Genomic DNA, 19,559 nt, shown 5'->3' on the forward strand with positions numbered 1-19,559 from the left:
CTATGAGTCATTATTCCATTAATAAATCAGACCTACAGAAAATGGTTGGTTTTGGCGTGGCTGGTAACTTTGCTGGCCATTTAGAACAAGCTGGAGAAACCCCAGATTTTGTGAATGTACAAACCGCTTCCACTAACGCACCCAAAGGCATTTTTCCCTATTATGTAACAGGGTCAAATAAACAAATTGGTGCATATCCACTCTCTTCAACCGAAATTCACTACCCTAAAAATCTAGACGATAATGCACATTTACAGGCCGAACCTGAAGTGTGCATTGTGTTTAATGTCAGTTATGACGACGGCAAAGTAACCCAACTCACCCCTAAAGCGTTTGCCGCCTTTAACGATTGTTCTATTCGAAAACCTGGGGCTAAAAAAATCAGTGAAAAGAAAAATTGGGGTGCGTCAACTAAAGGCGTTTCGCAAAACTTTATCGCTCTAGAACGTTTTGAAAAAGGCTGTGAATTAGACAACTTCCATATCGCCTCATTTTTAAAACGTGATGGTCAAATACACACTTATGGAAAAGACAGTTCTGTACTGACCTACTCTTATTTTCATAAATTGCTTAAAGACTGGATGATTGAAAAGCTTAATCATCAACAAGATTCAGGCCCTTTAGAAAACCTACATCAAATATTGCAACAATCGGGTTACCCTAAAAACATCATCATCAGTTTAGGGGCAACAACCTATACCGAGTTTGGCGAAACGGTGTTTTTACAACCTGGTGATGAAGTGGCCATTTATGTGTATGATGCCTCACAAAACAGTGCCGAGGATGTTTTTGCACATTTAACGGGTCAAAAAACCGAGCTTACAAACAGCTCAATATTGCAGCAAAAAATCGTTTAACAAATCTCTATCAAAAAACAGGAAACCCCATGTCTAACCAAGAAAACCAAGCTATTTTAGATTCCGTTAATCAATGGTTAGACAAGGTTGTGATTGGATTAAACCTTTGCCCGTTTGCCTCAAAACCTTTTAGAGATAATCAAATACGTCTATCCGTTTCACAAAGCACCAGTGATGCAAATCTTTTAGAAGACCTGCAAACCGAGCTTAACTTACTGGCTGAAAGCAAACCTGAACACATTGAAACCACGTTACTGATTGTGCCCAATATGCTGGGCGATTTTTACGACTACAATGACTTTTTAGAATACGTTGATGCCTTAATTGAAGACAACGAATGGCAAGGAATTTTTCAAGTAGCCACCTTTCACCCAAACTATCAATTTGGCGGCACCGAGCCAGAAGATGACGAAAACCTAACCAACCGAGCCCCCTACCCAATATTGCATCTATTGCGTGAAGCCAGCCTAGAAAAAGCGATAGAACACTACCCAAATCCAGAACTCATTCCAGAACACAATATAGAAACCGTGTGTGGTTTAAGCCAACAACAAAAAGTGGCTTTGTTTCCTTACCTATTTTCAAAGTAACCAGGCCTGGCATGCCCTGTGACCATCTAAATTTTGTGAGCATAGGGTTGTTTTGTTTTTAACTGTTTTTTAATAGCCAACTTGAGCTGTAAAACGGCTCTTATTTATGCGCTTGTTAGGTTTTAGCAATTAAGTACCCGCCCGCTCCTAACATAAAACACCCTGCTGTTTTTCTAGCCAACTTATCTATATTTTTGCTTGTTGTAAGGGTAACAATTTTAGCGGCTGAGAACACATATAGAATCTTTACACTACCAAGGCTGATAATCATGACAGAGATTATAATTAAGACATCTGAAGTTTGTAGCGTTGACAGATTAACAAATACAGGTAATAAGCTTGCGTAAAAAATAATTGCTTTAACATCGCCCAGTGTCAAAACAAAACCAGCAATAAAACTTGTAACTATATTTTGTTTTTTTACCGTTTTATCTACTGTTAGTGTGCTCGTGCCTTTGTAAGTGATTAGGTTATAGCCAAGCCAAAGAAGATATGCGGCACCAAGATATTTCACAATCACAAATAAACCACTCATTGTTTCCGCCACAACCGATAAGCTAAAAATAGCAAGCAAGATAAATACTAAATCGCCCAATATAATACCAGCAGTTACCGCAATACCGTCCGCCACGCCTAATATAGCCGAACGTGTAACCACCAAAGCAACACTTGCACTGGGTAAAACTGCAAGTGCAAGCATGGCGCCGAATAGTGCAATAATATCAATAATGCTCATTATTTTTATTAACCCAACATTTATAAACTAGCTACTAGCGACCGTTATAATTAACCAGATAGTTAGATGCAATTTTATGCTTTTGCCTCTAACAGTTCTCGTAACGTAACTGGCAGTAATGAACGCAACTTTTTAGTGATAGTTTGCTCATGCTTCTGCCAAAGAACTCCTAAATAAACAATACCAAGTCCAATAGCACTTAATGCAACGGGAAATAGCCAACTGTCTCTAAATACATCAGATGCTAAATAACCTAGATAGCCACAGCTGCCAATAGCACCAAAAACCACAAAAACTCTACGTATTAACAATACACCTACACCAATCATAAGCAGGTTAATGCAGAAATACATAAATTTAGACAACTCACTATCAGAGTGCAAAGAAGATAAACCGCCCCAGAAAGCAATAACACCAAAGATATAAATCCAAAAAGCATAATCCGCCTTTTTGTATGACCTTATATCAACCCAAAAAGCCAAACCTATCATTAACAACCCCGTATATAACGAGACCAATTTTCTCAATTCCCATGCAATATCACCACCTGAAATCATCGCTGTAATATCCATAGACATATACCAAAGGGTTACTGCAATAGGCATAATCAAAAATGGAAACTTGTACCTCCAAGCAATAATAACCCCAACAGCTAATGTGCCTAGCTCCATATAAAGCCAATGCCACTTTATGTATCTATGATAATCCCTATACACACTCTCACCAGGCCAAACACCCAACCACTGCTGAAGGCCATAAATTGCTAACGGGGACAAACAAACCACAAATGTCGCGCTAATACCCGCAGGAATGTTTAGATTCTTAGCCAAGAAAATATTGGTGAGTTTTAAGCCAATAACAGCATAAAGAATAGAAATGAAAAATATACCAACACCCCCAAATGCCTCCCAGCCCAAATTCATAAAAAGAGTCATCGCTCCAATAGCAATCAACCCACCCAAATAGTAAAGTACATGGGTAAATGTAAATTTAGGCACATCTTGATCTTGAGCAATCAAATACCTATAAAGAGTCTCGGCCTGCTCAGAAGAAATAATTTTTTCAGTAGCAGCATCCTCTAATCTTTTCTTTGTTACATCCATAAATACCCTCTATATTGAAACCAACTAACGTTTGAGCTCAGCCGCCACTTTTAGCGGTCGGCTGTAGTGTTTTGTTATGCTCTGGCTCGACAAGGTTTTTGACCATTTGGTCATATGATTGTTCTTTAATTTGGAAAGCAAGAAATACAGAACTAAGTACCAGGAAAACAAAGCCTGTGATTGAAATACCTTTGTCACCAAAAGCAAACAAAGCCCAAGAGAGTATAGCCATAAAACTAAAAAAGATGATGGATAGCCTGGTGAGCCATCTGTCGAAAATTTTAAAGGTTTTATTTTTAGCAATTTTTGTATATTTGAATTCACCATTTGTGTATGAAACTAACCCTGGTGTTCTTTTTAAAGAGTAAATTATCTTCGAACATTCATCATTGTTTACAAGTTTTTTAATATCTTGATAGTTCATTCTTAGGCCATGAATTAACCTGAACAACTCCGTAACGGCATGAACTCTATCTTTGGCTAAAGCATCTTCAAATTTTTCTAAAAGTTCAGCCTTGAGCTTTCTAGTTTGTCCAATGTTAAAGAAAACTAAAGCAACTGTTCCTAGTGATGAAATTAACCCAAATACAACTTTTAAAATTGTTTCAAAATCCATTTAAATCCTTTAAGGCATAACGGGGGGGGGCGATAACCTGCATGGCTTCGCGCGCTAAAAATTTTAATTTTTGGGGCATGGAACACGTCAGGTTGATTGGCTTGTTAGGCTGCCGCAGGCGGCCTCACTAGCCAATTTATTATCGCCACCCCGTTAAGCTGACCCGCCGCGTCTTAGCACGGTCGGGTTGAGTGAGTTGTTAACTGAAGTCGATTTTAGTTGGCGGCCCCCGCATAATTTGACCAGAGCCAGACCCAAACCTTCTAGGAACAGTTTCAGGTTCAAGACAATTTCTCCAAATTTCCTTTGCTTCATCGACAGTTATTTGATTTGTAATTATTGAAAACTCAACAAATCTCTTTATTAGCATTCCTAACACAGCATAGGAAAATGAAATGACATGTGGTAATGCGTAATCGGTGTCATATTTCCTAAAGCCATCATAGGCCAAGTTATCATCTTTACCGAGCATGTAGCTCATAAGTAAAGCCCTATAAGTCCGGTGTGTGTACTTACTCAAATCACGATACACTGAACGTAGTCTTTCAAACTTATCTTCGCCTTGGTGCTTTTTAATAAACTCTCGACAGACCCGATGAGGTATAACTTCATCTTTGTACCATTTTTCTAAATTTGTTCGAGATTTTAATCCAGCCTGAGAAAAATACAAAGATGCATCCATAGTTTCAATTACATCACGAAACAGACGGGATGCTATACGATGTCGTTTTTCACCAATAAGCATTAATCCTTCGTATAAAGCACTTAGCGAGTCTACTTGTAATAACCATACAGCTTTTTCAACGGATTTGTCTTCTCGTGAAAAACTATGGTTTAACTTAGAGTAGTGAAACTTCAAGTCTTCTAAAACAGCCTGTGCTTCTCTAGAAAATTGTTCTTGACCGCCATATTCATATGGCTCGGAAAAAGCCTCACTAGGTTCTCTTTCCCATACAAAACTTGTCATTTAATTACTCAAATAGTTAACGTTTAAGCTAACCAGCCGTGCGTTAGCGCGGTCGGGTTAAGTGAATTGTTAGCTGTTTTTACGACTATCATATGTTTCCATTTTTTCATAAGCTGATGAATATTCGATTATCAAGTCTAATTGATCAATTTTCTTTTCAATGCTTTCAACGACTTCATCCGATTCTGCGGGAAATGTTACTGACAATAATACTTCGGATTCCTTTTCAGACATTGCGTATTCTTCACCTAGAATAGTTCTTATTGAGTTCTTTGCCCATTCCCCTAGAGCAGCATTAATAGCTGCATCAGGTTCACATTCTTGGCCTTTATAATAGATTTGAAATTTATTTATGAATGCTGGACCTAATCCATTGTTTTTTAATAACACTTGCAGGCGGGCTAGATTGTTATTTCTGTCTTTTGTAGTAAATGTGAAGAGATGTGGTTTTACACTTAGGCGATTGTGTGCACGCTGAATGTATGTTTGCCAAATAGTAAAAACTAATGCACATAACGCAATTATTAAAGAAGATATTGATACCAAAATTTCCATGTTTTTACTACTACCTTATAAAAGCTAACATTTACTATTGCCTTGTTATTTTGTATTGAGATGCTTTTTGAGTTGTTTTGACTTTGTATTGGCTAGGCCTGCTGTTTTGACAGGTTGTGTGATATTACCTGTATTTTCTGTCATCATAAAAAGCATCTTTATAGATAATACACCATCAAAACCATCCCTGCTAGTTTAAGTGCGTAGTCTATTGCGTTTGTTGATTATTTGCTATTGCCCCGCCCTTTTCGTAACGTTTGTTGTTTTGTGCTAAGATGCCCTTTTTTTAATTAACAGGACTTTTTAGTATGTCTCATAACTACACAACATCTTCTGACATTGTCAGTTACGGAATTGGTCGTCAAATGGGTGATCAGTTGGCTTCTGACCCTTTTGAGGGTGTGAATGCTGAGGCGGTTGCCGCAGGTGTGCTTGATGCACTTTCTGGTGTGGCTAGCCCGATTGATGATGCGGGTTTTGCAAAAGCATTTCAAGAAATCAATGATATTATGCAGGTAAAACAAGCTGAAAAAGCCCAAGCGGCAGCGGCTGAAGGTGAAGCCTTTTTAGAAGAAAATGCTAATAAAGATGGCGTAGTTGTTACCGCTTCTGGCTTGCAATATGAGATTATTACCGAAGGAAATGGCGAAAAACCTACGGCTGAATCTACGGTTTCTACCCATTACCACGGTACTTTAATTGATGGTACGGTGTTTGATAGTTCTGTTGAACGTGGTCAGCCTGCGGAGTTTCCTGTTAACCGTGTTATTGCGGGTTGGACTGAAGCGTTACAGTTAATGCCTACAGGTTCTAAATGGCGTTTATATATCCCTCAAGAATTAGCGTATGGCGCACAAGGTTCAGGTGGAAAAATCGCCCCTTATTCTGCATTAATATTTGATGTAGAGCTTTTAGAAATTGTTGCTTAATTAACGGTTTGTCGCAGTACAGTCATTCAGGCAGAGCATTAAGCTCTGTCTGCTCTCCTTTTTATATTTCCCCACCTCCTTTTCCGAAACTAGCTCAAACTTAGTTCAGACTAAGCTCCACCTATATACAAAGTCATTTACCTATTAACCAGGCCTGGTAAGATAGAACCACGTTTATCATCTTAAGGTTCTCTGTTATGCATTGGCTTCACACGGTTAATTTACGCTCATTATTATTACCAGGCCTGGTTATTTCTTTGTTGTTTTCTTCAAATGTTTACAGTGATACTAGCGTTTTGCCTATCGCCAAAAATTTACAAGAGCTGGGTAAACAAGCCACTAAACAGAATTTACCGATTGCTATACTGTTTTCTGCCAAGGGTTTGAAATCGACTGATAATTTAAAGGATGAGGCCATTGTGCCTACGCTTTATTCTGGCGCTTTAGACGGCTTTGTTTTAATGACTGAAATTAATGTGAATGTGGATGAAACCACGATTGATTTTTATGGAGAGGCAACAGCCAACGCTGAATTTAAAGCTCTATATAACTTAACCAGTTTACCCGTGGTGATTTTTGTCAATGGTGAGGGTGAAGTCATTACTAATCAACTGCTTTCAGGGGCGTATGATTTTTATCCATTCTATTTAAAACAATCGATTAATCAGGCCTTAAAAGCGTTAGGTAATCCAAAACAGATTGCAGATTGATTCAAAGCTACCCTATACTCATAATGTAAGGACGGCCACAGGGCATGCCAGGCCTGGTTATTTTACAGGTTTTGCATATCCTCTAGAAATGGAAACTGCTTTCTAACCTTTTCAACTTGCTCAAGCTCTATGGTTGCCGTTATACATTCTTGTTCAGAGTTTCCATAAGCTAACACTTCGCCTAAAGGTGAAACTACCATTGAACCACCAAGATAATTCAGTCCATTACCATCTTGACCAATACGGTTAACGCCAATAACAAAGCATTGGTTTTCTATTGCTCTAGCCTTTAATAAAGTCTCCCAATGATTTTGACGAGAATCTGGCCAATTGGCGATCACAATCATACCCTTTACCTGCTGTGCTACTTGCCTAAACAGTTCAGGAAAACGTAAGTCATAACAGATAAACAGAGCAAATGGACTACCGTTAATGTCGACCATTTTGGGTTGATGACCTGCTATATAGGTTTGTTGTTCATTGGCGTAGCTAAACAGCTTTTGTTTTGTATATGCTGCAATTTGTTGTCCGTCTGAATTGAATGCCAAAGCACGATTATAGAACAGGGCTTGTTGACCATAACAATTTGTACGCACCTGTTTTTGCCCGACACCAGCAACGATAACCACAGCATACTTCTTTGCCAGGCCTGCTAACGTTTGAGTGACTTCACCATCAACCGATTCGGCAAAAGATTCTGGCTGCATTGAAAAACCACCATGAAACAACTCTGGCAGTATTAAGAGATCAATCTTTTCATTGGATTGAAATAGAGTTGCTATTTTTGCTTCCAATTCCATTAGATTGGCGGTGCTGTCTAACCATATAGAATCCCACTGTAGCGCAACAATGTTCATTAATTAACCTCTAATAATGATTTAACTATTTATTTTACCCTCAATAACCAGTGATAAAAATAATGGTAAAAAATATTTGACATGTAATATTTTTACATTTATAGTGTAAATCAATATATGTAACTTATTTACATTTAATGAAAATCCTTAAATTAAATTGCAATGTTTACTGGCTACTTATCGATTTAATTGTGATGCAAAACTCATGTAAAAGATGACCAAAAGTCCTCTCTTCTACATTGAGTAGAATCACATTTCTTTTAACAGTTAATCACTTAATGAATAAAACTATTTAGTAAGGAAAGAATATGAAAAAGATTATTTTTGCAGCACTATTAACGTTTGGTATCGCCTCAACAGCGTCTGCACACCATATGTCAGCAAACCCTGATGCTGGTGTGAATATTCCAGATTGGTCACCACATTTAGATATGGTTTTTTAATAGATTCAAAAGATTGAATTTAAAAAACAAGACAAAACAAAGACAGAATTAAAGAAAAAGGTAAATATCATGAAAAAGATTTTTTTAGCAGCACTATTAACGTTTGGTATCGCTTCAACAGCTTCAGCTCACCATATGTCAGCAAACCCTGATGCAGGTGTGAATATTCCAGATACTTCACCTCATTTAGACATGGTTTTTTAATTAAAGCTATATCGCGTAAGTTTGCATCTTTATTAGCGGGAACCACTCTCTCCTCTCTCCTCTCTCCTCAAAGTTACTGCTAATAAGATACAAAAAAGCCCGCAATCTATTTTGATGCGGGCTTCTCTGTTTTAAGGCATTTAAAATCGTTTAACAAATAAATTTAAGAAACTTGGGTTTCCAAGTACGACTCGTAATCTCCTCTAAAGTCTTCAATACCGTCTTCTTTCATAATCAATAAACGTGTGGCAATCGATGATACAAATTCACGGTCATGTGATACAAAGATGATTGTGCCAGGGAAATTTTCCATCGCTAAGTTGAGTGATTCAATCGATTCCATATCCAAGTGGTTGGTTGGCTCATCCATAATCAGCACGTTTGGTTTTTGTAACATTAATTTACCAAACAACATACGGCCTTGCTCACCACCTGAAAGTACTTTAACTGACTTATCAATCTCTTTTTGCGAGAATAACAGACGACCTAAAACGGCACGAAGTGCTTGTTCATCATCCCCTTCTTGTTTCCATTGTGCCATCCAATCGATTAAAGTTAAATCTTCGGCAAATTCATGGGCATGATCCTGAGCATAATAACCAATTTTAACGTTATCAGACCATTTCACCACTCCTGAAGTTAATTCAGTGTCACCCACTAAACATTTCAAGAAAGTGGTTTTACCCGCACCGTTAGCCCCTAAAACCGCTAAACGTTCTTCTACTTCTAGCATAAGATTGAGGTCTTTTAGAACTTCATTTTTTTCGCCATCATTGTCATAGATTTTGTTTAGTTTTTGAACTTCTAACGCCAAACGGAATAGTTTTTTATCTTGCTCAAAACGAATAAATGGGTTTACACGACTTGAGGCTTTAACTTCTGACAATTCAATCTTATCAATTAACTTAGCACGAGAAGTAGCCTGTTTTGCTTTAGAAGCATTTGCCGAGAAACGGCTTACAAAGGTTTTTAGCTCAGCAATTTGCGCTTGTTTTTTAGCGTTATCAGACAGTAGTTGCTCTCGAGCCATGGTTGATGCTGTCATGTATTCATCATAGTTACCAGGGTAAAGACGTAGCTCACCATAGTCTAAATCGGCCATATGGGTACAGACACTGTTCAAGAAGTGTCTATCATGGGAGATAATAATCATGGTACTTTTACGATCATTCAAAACCGTTTCTAACCAACGAATGGTGTTAATGTCCAAGTTGTTGGTTGGCTCATCAAGTAACAGAATATCAGGATCAGCAAATAGCGCTTGGGCAAGCAAAACTCGTAACTTCCAACCTGGAGCCACTTCACTCATTAGACCAAAGTGTTGCTCAACTGGAATCTCAAGACCGAGCAGTAATTCACCCGCACGCGATTCTGCTGTATAACCATCCATTTCACCAAATTTAACTTCTAGATCGGCAACTAACATACCCTCTTCTTCAGACATCTCTGGCAAACCATAAATACGGTCACGCTCACGTTTGACTTCCCAAAGTTCTGGCTGCCCCATAATAACCGTGTCAACCACCGTAAACTCTTCATAAGCAAACTGATCCTGCTTTAGCTTACCAACACGCTCATTCTCATCAATACTGACCGTACCTGAAGTTTGCTCTAAATCGCCCCCCAGAATTTTCATAAAGGTTGATTTTCCACAACCATTAGCGCCAATTAAACCATAACGGTTACCGTTACCAAATTTAACGGAGATGTCTTCAAAAAGAGGTTTTTCACCAAACTGCATGGTGATATTTGCTGTTGAAATCAAAATTCTGTCCTTAATAATGGTTTGGCTATGAAAGAGAGGAAACGCAGTAAACGTTTAATGACGCATAGCTCTAAAAATTTGGCGTTATTGTGCCATAAATGAACTTGTTTTTTTGTATATATTCATTAAGTTAAGTATTCAGTTATAAACAGCGTCAATCTGTTTATTTAGGAAATAAAAAACCCAACTTACCAGGCCTGGTAAGTTGGGTTTAAATCAAACGGGTTGATTATTAGGTAAAGTGATTAAATCACTTCACTTAATAACGCATTCATACGTTTAATAAACTCCGCTGGTTCTTCAAGCTGATCACCTTCGGCCAGTTGCGCTTGCTCTAGTAAGAACAATGACCACTCTTTTAGTTTGGTTTCATCTTCAATGCTTTCCAATTTTTTCACTAAAGCGTGATCTGGGTTGAGTTCTAAAACAGGGTTTTGTTTTGGAATTTCCTGCCCCATTTGCGCCATCATACGAGCCATATGTGCGGACATATCGCCTTCTGCACTCACCACACACGCTGGTGAATCGGTTAAGCGGTGAGTAATGCGAACATCAGAAACCTTATCTTCAATCGACTTTTTAACTTTCTCAGTTAAAGCTTCACGAGCTTGTTTTTCGTCTTCACTAAGGTCTTTATCGGCTTCGTCCTCAAACTCTTTTAAGTCTGCAGAGGTAATCGATTTTAGCTCTTTGCCATCAAACTCAGTTAAGTGAGACACTAACCACTCATCAATACGATCTGAAAGCAGTAATACCTCAATCCCTTTTTTGCGGAACATTTCTAAATGCGGGCTACCTTTAGCGGCAGCGTGCGTATCAGCCACAATGTAGTAAATAGCTTCTTGACCTTCTTGCATACGCTCAATGTAGCTTTCTAATGAAACACGCTGTTCTGCAGATGAGTTATTGTCTGTTGAGGCAAAACGTAACAACTTGGCAATTTTATCTTTATTGGCAAAGTCTTCAACCACACCTTCTTTCATAACTTGACCAAACTGATCCCAGAAGCCGTTGTACTCTTCTTGTTCTTCAGCTTTGGCCATTTTAGTTAATTGGTCTAATACACGTTTAACCGAAGCGGAACGAATCTTATCAACCACTTTATTGCTTTGTAAAATTTCACGCGAAACGTTAAGTGGTAAATCCGCCGAGTCAATGACACCACGAACAAAACGAAGATACGTAGGCATTAAATGTTCAGCATCATCCATAATGAATACACGTTTAACATACAGCTTTAGGCCATAACGACGTTCACGGTCATACAAATCGAATGGGGCATTTTTAGGAATATATAACAGTGAGGTGTACTCTAAAGTCCCTTCTACTTTGTTATGAATATGCGCTAATGGTTCATTAAAGTCGTGCGAAATGGTTTGATAGAAGTTTTTATAATCTTCATCAGACAGCTCAGATTTTGGTTGAGTCCAAATGGCAGTGGCTTTGTTAACCTGCTCAAACTCACCCGTTGCTTTTGACTCTTTAGCTTCTTCATCCCATTCAGATTTTTCCATTTTGATTGGGAAGTTAATGTGGTCAGAATAGGTGGTAATAATCGTCTTTAGGCGGTGTTCATCAAGAAACTCATCCATATCTTCTTTTAAATGAAGCGTGATTTCTGTTCCTTTTTGAGCTTTTTCTACGGTTTCTAAGGTAAACTCACCTTCCCCTTTAGAAATCCATTTAGTGCCTTCTGTTGAATCTGTACCTGCTTTACGTGTAACTAAAGATACTTCGTCCGCAACGATAAAGGATGAGTAAAAACCAACCCCAAATTGACCAATCAAGTTTGAATCTTTAGCTTGATCGCCTGTCATAGATTCTAGGAATTTTTTGGTTCCTGAGTTTGCAATGGTACCAATATTTGCAATCACTTCATCACGAGTCATACCAATACCATTATCGGTAATGGTAATAGTGCGAGCTTCTTTATCAAACGCTAACTGAACCGCAAGCTCTTCTTCACCTTCCGTTAGGGCATCATTCGAAACGGCTTCAAAACGCAGTTTATCTAACGCATCCGATGCGTTAGACACGAGCTCTCTTACAAAGATTTCTTTATTGGAATAAAGCGCGTGAATCATCAGTTTTAATAACTGGTTTACTTCGGTTTGAAACGCGTGAGTCTCTGTTGCACTCATTAATACATCTCCTAATTGAGTTTATGATTAGAGTTAAATAATTTGTTATAAAAACTTGCAAGATTCATAGGGATGAATATTCACTTTTCAAGCCTTAGAAACAAAAAAGCACAGAATTTTCTGTGCTTTTTAAAACAAGGGGACAGGCTAAAATCAAAGTAGGCTATCAGACTCTTTTTGTATCGCTCTATTTTTTGCAACCGCCGTTAAGGCTTCAGTAATATGGTCTGGAGCACCAGAGATACTCATAAAACTTCCAGACCCCATCATAGATAAACTTGGCCAGTTAATGGCAATACGGAACTTACCATTCAGCGCAACCACTTCATTTCCAGTTACCAAAATTTCGTATGGAAAGTGTGCGGCATGTGAATGATTTGACTTATCAATTTGCGTTGAAATATTTTTATCCGCACCATCTAAATGGTTAAGTGCCACACCAAAAACGGTCATCTCTTTGCCAGGGATATCAATGCGATAAACCTTGGTTGAACCAGCGTATTTTGCCTTTAAACCTGACTCTACAGCCGCCACCGCTTCTTTATATGAACCATATTCAGCCAACTCATCTTCATCATCAAAGTAAGGCATCATCATTTTGTAGTGGTAACCACGTAGATCATCCGCCGATAATCCTTTTTCGGCACCAAATTCAGATTGCTTACCGAGTGCTGTTTCCATAGCTTTTTGTACAGGGGCAATATCACCTTTCATTCTATAAACATTCCACAGATAACTTGGATTGGTGTAGCTTACTTCAAGTTTGCCACCTTTATCTGTAACAGCAACACGCTCCATGGCACCAAAGCCACCATTTTTAGACATAGAAGCCATGTTTTTTAATTGAGAATTAGTCACCACCGTAACCGTTGTGTGGCTGTTTGGCGTATAACTGCCGACAACTGTAAAGCCATTCTCTTTTAAAGATTGGTGCACCTTTTCGGTGGCGGATTTTACCGTGGTTTCAGTTGGTGTACTACCCAAAATAAACGGCATCAAACCTGATGCTAGTGCATTAAGAGGAATTAAGAAAAAACCAAATAGCACAGTTAACAGTGCCATTTTTTTTGATTGTTGTTTGAATGCTAACGCCATTGTTGCCTCGTCATTTATGATTAAATATTATTACGTACGTTGTTCAATGGCTATTATTATAAAAAATACTTATTAATAGAATTCAATATTTTTTATGCCTAAATAAATCGATAAGTAAAATTCAATCACTTTCGTTGAGACATAAAAAAACCCGCTCGTAGCAGGTTCTTTAGGTGTGGAATAAAATTAAAAGAATTCTATTTCTTCTTCTGCTTCATCCACTTCATGCATACGTTGACGCATACGCTCTTTCATAATTTCAATGGCTTCTTCAGTTGGTACATGCTGATCAAAAATAAGTTCAAACAACTCCTCTTCTTCACGCATGGTAGTGCCTTTACGCACGCTTGACTTAAAGGCCTCCCACTCCGCTTCACTTTTAACCTTCATCTCATGTGAGACAATATCTGCTAACCCAGTTAAACCGTGGGATACATGCTCTAATCGCTGACTCAATTTATCGTAAAACTGAAACGCGATAATCGCTTGCTGCATTTTTAGAGACAACTCTCCCGCTTCACTTAACAAAACACTTTTGTGTTGATCAACGTCATTTGAGCTTTCACTCATTTCTGCCAGTTTATTACCCGCTTGTTGGATTTGCTCTATGTGATGAGACATAAAAGTAAATGAATCAATTAAGGTATTCACTGAATTGTCACCTTCGGTAATGGATAAATCAATTTGAGCAATCGACAAATTTAAAACCAAAATGGTCTGTTGAACTTCCTTTGAACCCAACACATAATTTGTTTCTTGCTTTTCCATATTTACCTCTAGTGCATTCAATATTGAGCGTACAATTATCACATGTAACCAAAACTGTTACGCATTATGCAACATTCATATGCACATTGCCACCCTTATGCGACGAGACGGTTTCAGTTACATCCAAAATCAATGAAACGGTACCATCTCCTAAAATAGTTGCTCCAGCAATACCTTCAATTTTCATGAAATTGCTTTCTAAACTTTTAATAACAACTTGCTGCTGTCCTAATAGGTCATCAACAAAGATACCTGCACGCTGTCCAGCATCTTCAACCACAACCAATAAGCCATCTGCAAGATCTTGTTGAGCGTCTTCAACACCCAGCTTTTTATGTAAACGAATCACAGGAATATAGCTATCACGAAGCTTATAGAGCTCTGTTTCCCCTGCAATACCTTTAACATGAGACTTATCGACCTGAATCGATTCAATAATTGAGATGAGCGGGAATACATAGGTTTGACTGCCCACAGAACACAATTGGCCATCTAGAATAGCTAAAGTTAATGGTAAACGAATGGTAAACACACTCCCTTCACCAGGCGTTGTTTTCACATCTACCGAACCACCTAAACCACGAATATTTCGACGTACGACATCCATACCAACACCACGCCCTGAAATATCGCTGACCACTTCAGCGGTCGAAAAGCCAGCATGGAAAATAAGGTCTACAATTTCATCTCGGGTTAAGTTGTGATCAGGTTCAATCACCCCTTTTTCAATTGCTTTAGCTTCAATGCGTTTGTAATCAATACCCGCACCATCGTCTGTAATCTGAATAAGAATATTACCACCCTGGTGGAAAGCGGCCATTTTAACCGTTCCTTTTTCAGGCTTGCCTGCAGCAACCCTCACATCAGGATTTTCAATACCGTGATCGATTGAGTTACGAACAATATGAACCAATGGGTCCGTTAATTGCTCAAGCATGGTTTTATCCAACTCAGTGCCTTCTCCTTCCATAACCAACTCAATTTGCTTACCAAGTTTTTGACTTACATCGTGCACAATTCGTGGCATACGATTAAAGGCAAAACTGACAGGAAGCATTCGAATATTCATTACAGATTCTTGAAGCTCTCGGGTATGGCGTTCTAAGTGGGTTAACCCCTCTTTTAACTTGTCTACCCATTCCATGTTTGCTTCTTGAGAATTATCTGAGCTTTGTTCGGCTTGCTCACCAAACTGACTCAACATAGACTGGGTAATAACTAGCTCACCCACTAAGTTGACCATCTGGTCAATTTTACTTAAATCAACTCGGATTGAACCTTCCTGCTTAGGAGCGGCTTTAGCATCTGCTTTTGGATTCGATGCAGCAGGCTTAGCTTCTGGTTTAGAAACGGGTTTTGTAACTGACGGTTCAGTTATGGCAGAAGTTGCCACTTCTACGACAGGCTCTGCCACTTTCTCAACACTTACCGTTGCTGAACCTTTTGCAACTGGCGCCGTTATTTTAATTTCAGCACCATCTCCATCAATCCATTCAAAGACTTCTTTTATGTCATCTTCATTTACCGAGTCACCAGATAGTGCTAACTCCCACTTCATATATAGTGATTCAGGGTCAAAGGTAGAAACATTTGGCAAGCTGTCCCAATTGGCCTTAACCTTTAATTCACCTAGTGTTTCTAACTCTCTAAAAATACGCAGTGGCTCATTACCTGTTTGCAGTAACTCTCTCTCTGGAATAATCTCGATAAGCCATTCGCCGCCTGCTGCGGCTTCCTGTGGCGTTTCAATATTCTCAGTTTCTGAGGAAGCTTCCTCTCCACCAAGAATGGCTTCTAATACCCCTTGAACTTCACTGGCACGCTCTTCATCAATCGGTTCATGGTTTTGCAGTTTCGTTAACATGTCTCGCAACACATCAACCGCTGCCAACATGGCATCAATCGACTCTTGAGTGACATCACGACGATTATCACGCATCTCATCCAGCAATGTTTCTAATACGTGAGTAAACCCTGCTATTTCACTAAAACCAAAGGTACCACTTCCACCTTTAATGGAATGGGCTGCTCGGAAAATTTCGTTAATCTTTTCGTTGTCTGGTGTTCCAGGAGGTAGCTCTAACAAGCCTGTTTCCATAACATCCAAACCTTCAAAACTTTCTTCCAGGTAGGTTTGGCGAAAAGTTTCCATCATATCCATAGCAAATTCCTCAGAAAAGTTCTACATCGCCTTCAACAGGCTTAGATTCAATATTATTAATATAACGATTTTCTTCATCAACCAATGATTGATTATGCATCGCATTTAATCGTCTGACACGTACACGGCCACTCAAAGGGTAGTATAAAACCTTCCTTGGGTAGATATCACCAATGTCTTGAGATACCACTTTAAAGCCTTCAGTATATATATAGTCAAATGCAAAGCCAATATTGTACCAACCTACGTTAGTCATCGAACTCATTATGCGACCACCACCAAAAATTTTAAACTCTAGGCGCTCTCTTTTAGCACCTAAATTTAATAAGGCATTGACCAAATTCTCCATTGCATAGTTACCATATCGATTGGCATCAGATAATTCAGCACGGCCATTTGCATTTTTATTTACAGGTAACATAAAGTGATTCATACCACCTACACCTGCAACAGGATCTCTTACACAAGCTGATATACAAGAACCTAAAACAGTTTCTATCCTTTCACTCTCTCTGGTCACATAAAATTCGCCAGGCAATATTTTTATGGTGTTTATACCCTCTGCTGGGTCAACGTTTTTTTGCATAATAAAGTGTAAAGTTTCTTTTATGTAAAATATTACTGTTCGTTTATTTGGGCTTAAATATTTACATCATTCAAAGATGAATGTCGGTAATTAAGCTCATATATTCGCCTTTTATAAAGCAATCGGCAAGCCATTTATTTATGATTTTTTATAAACCCAACTTCTCTTGTTGTTTTTTCAGCTTATGAGCCGCTCTACGTTTTTGAAAAAAGCGACTTATCTGAGTTGCACACGCTTCTTTGTTCACACCACCAGAGATCGATAACCTGTGATTTAACTGTGAAGTATCAACGAGATTGAACACAGAACCCGCTGCACCAGTTTTGTCATCATAAGCACCAAATACCACCCTTTTAACACGGGCATGAACCATTGCTCCAGCACACATTGGACAAGGCTCTAAGGAGACATAAAGCGTTGTATCAATTAGGCGGTAGTTATTTAACACTTCCCCAGCTTTTTTGAGTGCGATAATTTCGGCATGAGCTGTCGGATCATTATTAGTAATTGACTGATTCCAGCCTTCTGCAATCAACTGATTATCTAAAACAACCACAGCACCAACGGGAACCTCTCCGATTTCCTCTGCTTTTGCAGCCACTTTTTGTGTATATTCAATCCAAAATTCATCTTGTTGCTGTAGGCTTAAACCTGGCGGACACGCTATGTTTTCAACCATCAAATAATCTCAGCTACTCTTTTGCAAAAAAAAAGCCTTATTCATCATAAGGCCTTTTACAGTTAAATCGTAAGTAAATTATTCCCACTCAATCGTTGCTGGTGGTTTACTTGATATATCGTACGTTACACGTGAAATACGTGGAATCTCATTAATAATACGACCTGAAACATGTTCAAGGAAATCATAAGGTAAATGCGCCCAACGCGCCGTCATAAAGTCGATTGTTTCAACCGCTCGTAAGGCCACAACATAATCGTAACGACGAGCATCACCCACAACACCTACTGATTTAACGGGTAGGAATACAGTGAAAGCCTGTGATGTTTTATCGTATAAATCCCATTTAATCAATTCTTCAATAAAGATATTATCTGCTAAACGTAAAATATCGGCATACTCTTTCTTAACTTCACCCAAAATACGAACTCCCAGGCCTGGTCCAGGGAATGGATGACGATAAACCATATTGTATGGCAAGCCTAATGCCACACCCAACTTACGTACTTCATCTTTAAACAATTCACGCAAAGGTTCAATCAAAGACATTTCCATATCTTCTGGTAAACCACCTACGTTATGATGAGATTTGATTACTTTTGCCTTACCCGTTTTTGAACCCGCTGATTCAATGACGTCAGGATAAATCGTTCCCTGCGCCAACCATTTAACACCTTTCAGCTTCGCAGACTCTTCATCAAATACTTCAATGAATTCATGACCAATAATTTTACGTTTTTTCTCAGGGTCAACCTCACCTGCCAAAGCGTTCATAAAACGATCTTCAACGTCTGCACGAATCACTTTAATACCCATGTTTTCTGCAAACATGGCCATTACTTGATCGCCCTCTTTATAACGCAATAAACCATGGTCAACAAACACACAAGTTAACTGGTCGCCAATGGCTTTATGTAATAAAGCCGCTACAACAGAAGAGTCAACACCACCAGAAAGACCTAACATGACTTGATCTGAGCCAACTTGCTCACGAACACGAGCAATACTGTCATCAATAATATTTTCAGTTGTCCACAGTTTTTCACAACCACAAAGATCCACAACAAAACGTTCAATCATACGCAGACCTTGTTTGGTGTGCGTGACTTCTGGATGGAATTGAATACCGTAAAAGTTTTTCTCTTCATTAGCCATTCCTGCAATTGGACAGCTTGGTGTGCTTGCCATTAATTTGAACCCGTTGGGCATTGCATCAACTCGGTCACCATGAGACATCCAAACATCCAACATGCCATAACCTTCTGGGGTAACCTCATCTTCAATATCTACCAGAAACTTGGTATGACCATGCGCTCGAACCTGTGCATAACCATACTCATGTTCATCAGCATTAATAACCTGACCACCTAACTGTTGAGCCATGGTTTGCATACCGTAGCAAATACCTAAAACAGGCACATTTAAATTGAAAACAATTTCTGGTGCAGCAGGTGCATCATCACCAATAACCGTTTCTGGACCACCAGAAAGAATGATTCCACGAGCACCGAATGCTTCAACATCTTTTGCATCGATATCCCAAGGTTCTACTTCACAGTAAACGCCAATTTCACGAATACGACGAGCAATTAACTGCGTATACTGTGAACCAAAATCAAGGATAAGAATGCGGTGGTTATGAATATTTGCTTGTGTCATAAATTTTCCAAATCTGAACAGTTTTATAAAGACAGAAGGCTTTTACAGTAATGCCGTAAAAGCCTTGAGGGTTCATTCTATCTTTAGAAGAATAAAATACCTATTTTAATACCTAATAAAATAATACCTAATCAAAAG

At 38.7% G+C, this 19,559-nt stretch carries 20 protein-coding genes; 6 read left to right on the forward strand and 14 right to left on the reverse strand.

Annotated features, from left to right (window positions below):
- Positions 1–2 precede the first annotated feature (2 nt).
- Positions 3–857, forward strand: a complete 855-nt coding sequence (locus tag A379_RS03555) for a DUF5718 family protein (RefSeq protein WP_051144983.1) — start codon at positions 3–5, stop codon at positions 855–857.
- 29 nt (positions 858–886) lie between these two features.
- A complete protein-coding gene (locus A379_RS03560) occupies positions 887–1,447 on the forward strand; it encodes a DUF1415 domain-containing protein (RefSeq protein WP_040725800.1) in 561 nt (186 codons plus the stop codon).
- A gap of 115 nt (positions 1,448–1,562) precedes the next feature.
- Here the strand turns inward: A379_RS03560 and A379_RS03565 are convergent, their stop codons facing one another.
- From A379_RS03565 to A379_RS03585, 5 genes are all read right to left on the reverse strand, one after another.
- On the reverse strand, positions 1,563–2,183 hold the full coding sequence (locus A379_RS03565; protein WP_040725802.1) for a LysE family translocator: 621 nt from the start codon (positions 2,181–2,183) through the stop codon (positions 1,563–1,565).
- Positions 2,184–2,257: 74 nt separating this feature from the next.
- Positions 2,258–3,286, reverse strand: coding sequence for a hypothetical protein (locus A379_RS03570; RefSeq protein ID WP_040725803.1), 1,029 nt, complete (start codon positions 3,284–3,286; stop codon positions 2,258–2,260).
- Between the two features lie 37 nt (positions 3,287–3,323).
- On the reverse strand, positions 3,324–3,902 hold the full coding sequence (locus tag A379_RS03575) for a hypothetical protein (protein ID WP_040725805.1): 579 nt from the start codon (positions 3,900–3,902) through the stop codon (positions 3,324–3,326).
- A gap of 199 nt (positions 3,903–4,101) precedes the next feature.
- The gene (locus A379_RS03580; protein ID WP_040725807.1) at positions 4,102–4,869 is read right to left on the reverse strand and encodes a hypothetical protein; all 768 of its coding nucleotides are present in this window, start codon (positions 4,867–4,869) and stop codon (positions 4,102–4,104) included.
- A 69-nt stretch (positions 4,870–4,938) separates the two neighbouring features.
- Positions 4,939–5,424: a hypothetical protein gene (locus A379_RS03585; RefSeq protein WP_040725808.1), complete on the reverse strand. Its 486-nt coding sequence runs from the start codon at positions 5,422–5,424 to the stop codon at positions 4,939–4,941.
- 308 nt (positions 5,425–5,732) lie between these two features.
- Between A379_RS03585 and A379_RS03590 the strand changes: the two genes are divergently transcribed.
- Positions 5,733–6,353: an FKBP-type peptidyl-prolyl cis-trans isomerase gene (locus A379_RS03590; RefSeq protein WP_040725809.1), complete on the forward strand. Its 621-nt coding sequence runs from the start codon at positions 5,733–5,735 to the stop codon at positions 6,351–6,353.
- Between the two features lie 197 nt (positions 6,354–6,550).
- Positions 6,551–7,063 carry a hypothetical protein gene (locus A379_RS03595; RefSeq protein ID WP_040725811.1) on the forward strand — a complete coding sequence of 171 codons (513 nt, stop codon included), beginning with the start codon at positions 6,551–6,553 and terminating at the stop codon, positions 7,061–7,063.
- Between the two features lie 62 nt (positions 7,064–7,125).
- Here A379_RS03595 and A379_RS03600 read toward each other — a convergent pair whose 3' ends face one another.
- Entirely contained in the window at positions 7,126–7,920 is a 795-nt protein-coding gene (locus tag A379_RS03600; protein ID WP_051144984.1) for a nitrilase-related carbon-nitrogen hydrolase, read from the reverse strand.
- Between the two features lie 308 nt (positions 7,921–8,228).
- On the opposite strand from A379_RS03600, the gene A379_RS13205 reads away from it, so the two are divergent.
- Both A379_RS13205 and A379_RS13210 read left to right on the forward strand, forming a co-directional pair.
- Positions 8,229–8,363, forward strand: coding sequence for a hypothetical protein (locus tag A379_RS13205; protein ID WP_255325071.1), 135 nt, complete (start codon positions 8,229–8,231; stop codon positions 8,361–8,363).
- Between the two features lie 69 nt (positions 8,364–8,432).
- A complete protein-coding gene (locus A379_RS13210; protein ID WP_255325072.1) occupies positions 8,433–8,567 on the forward strand; it encodes a hypothetical protein in 135 nt (44 codons plus the stop codon).
- A gap of 163 nt (positions 8,568–8,730) precedes the next feature.
- Here A379_RS13210 and A379_RS03605 read toward each other — a convergent pair whose 3' ends face one another.
- The 8 genes from A379_RS03605 to guaA form a co-directional block, all read right to left on the reverse strand.
- Positions 8,731–10,332: an ABC-F family ATPase gene (locus tag A379_RS03605; protein WP_040725814.1), complete on the reverse strand. Its 1,602-nt coding sequence runs from the start codon at positions 10,330–10,332 to the stop codon at positions 8,731–8,733.
- A gap of 245 nt (positions 10,333–10,577) precedes the next feature.
- On the reverse strand, positions 10,578–12,473 hold the full coding sequence (gene htpG / locus A379_RS03610) for a molecular chaperone HtpG (RefSeq protein WP_040725817.1): 1,896 nt from the start codon (positions 12,471–12,473) through the stop codon (positions 10,578–10,580).
- 153 nt (positions 12,474–12,626) lie between these two features.
- Positions 12,627–13,568: a hypothetical protein gene (locus A379_RS03615; protein WP_051144985.1), complete on the reverse strand. Its 942-nt coding sequence runs from the start codon at positions 13,566–13,568 to the stop codon at positions 12,627–12,629.
- 186 nt (positions 13,569–13,754) lie between these two features.
- Positions 13,755–14,336, reverse strand: coding sequence for a hypothetical protein (locus tag A379_RS03620; protein ID WP_040725820.1), 582 nt, complete (start codon positions 14,334–14,336; stop codon positions 13,755–13,757).
- A 64-nt stretch (positions 14,337–14,400) separates the two neighbouring features.
- A complete protein-coding gene (locus tag A379_RS03625) occupies positions 14,401–16,497 on the reverse strand; it encodes a chemotaxis protein CheA (RefSeq protein ID WP_040725822.1) in 2,097 nt (698 codons plus the stop codon).
- A 10-nt stretch (positions 16,498–16,507) separates the two neighbouring features.
- Complete coding sequence (gene cheD, locus A379_RS03630; protein ID WP_051144986.1) at positions 16,508–17,083, reverse strand: chemoreceptor glutamine deamidase CheD; 576 nt, start codon at positions 17,081–17,083, stop codon at positions 16,508–16,510.
- A gap of 148 nt (positions 17,084–17,231) precedes the next feature.
- Positions 17,232–17,762 (reverse strand): tRNA adenosine(34) deaminase TadA, encoded by a 531-nt coding sequence (gene tadA / locus A379_RS03635; protein WP_040725825.1) that lies wholly within the window; start codon positions 17,760–17,762, stop codon positions 17,232–17,234.
- A 78-nt stretch (positions 17,763–17,840) separates the two neighbouring features.
- Positions 17,841–19,421, reverse strand: a complete 1,581-nt coding sequence (gene guaA, locus A379_RS03640) for a glutamine-hydrolyzing GMP synthase (RefSeq protein ID WP_040725828.1) — start codon at positions 19,419–19,421, stop codon at positions 17,841–17,843.
- Between the last annotated feature and the right edge of the window lie 138 nt (positions 19,422–19,559).

The organism is Thiomicrorhabdus sp. Kp2, assembly GCF_000478585.1.
Classification (GTDB): Bacteria; Pseudomonadota; Gammaproteobacteria; order Thiomicrospirales; family Thiomicrospiraceae; genus Thiomicrorhabdus.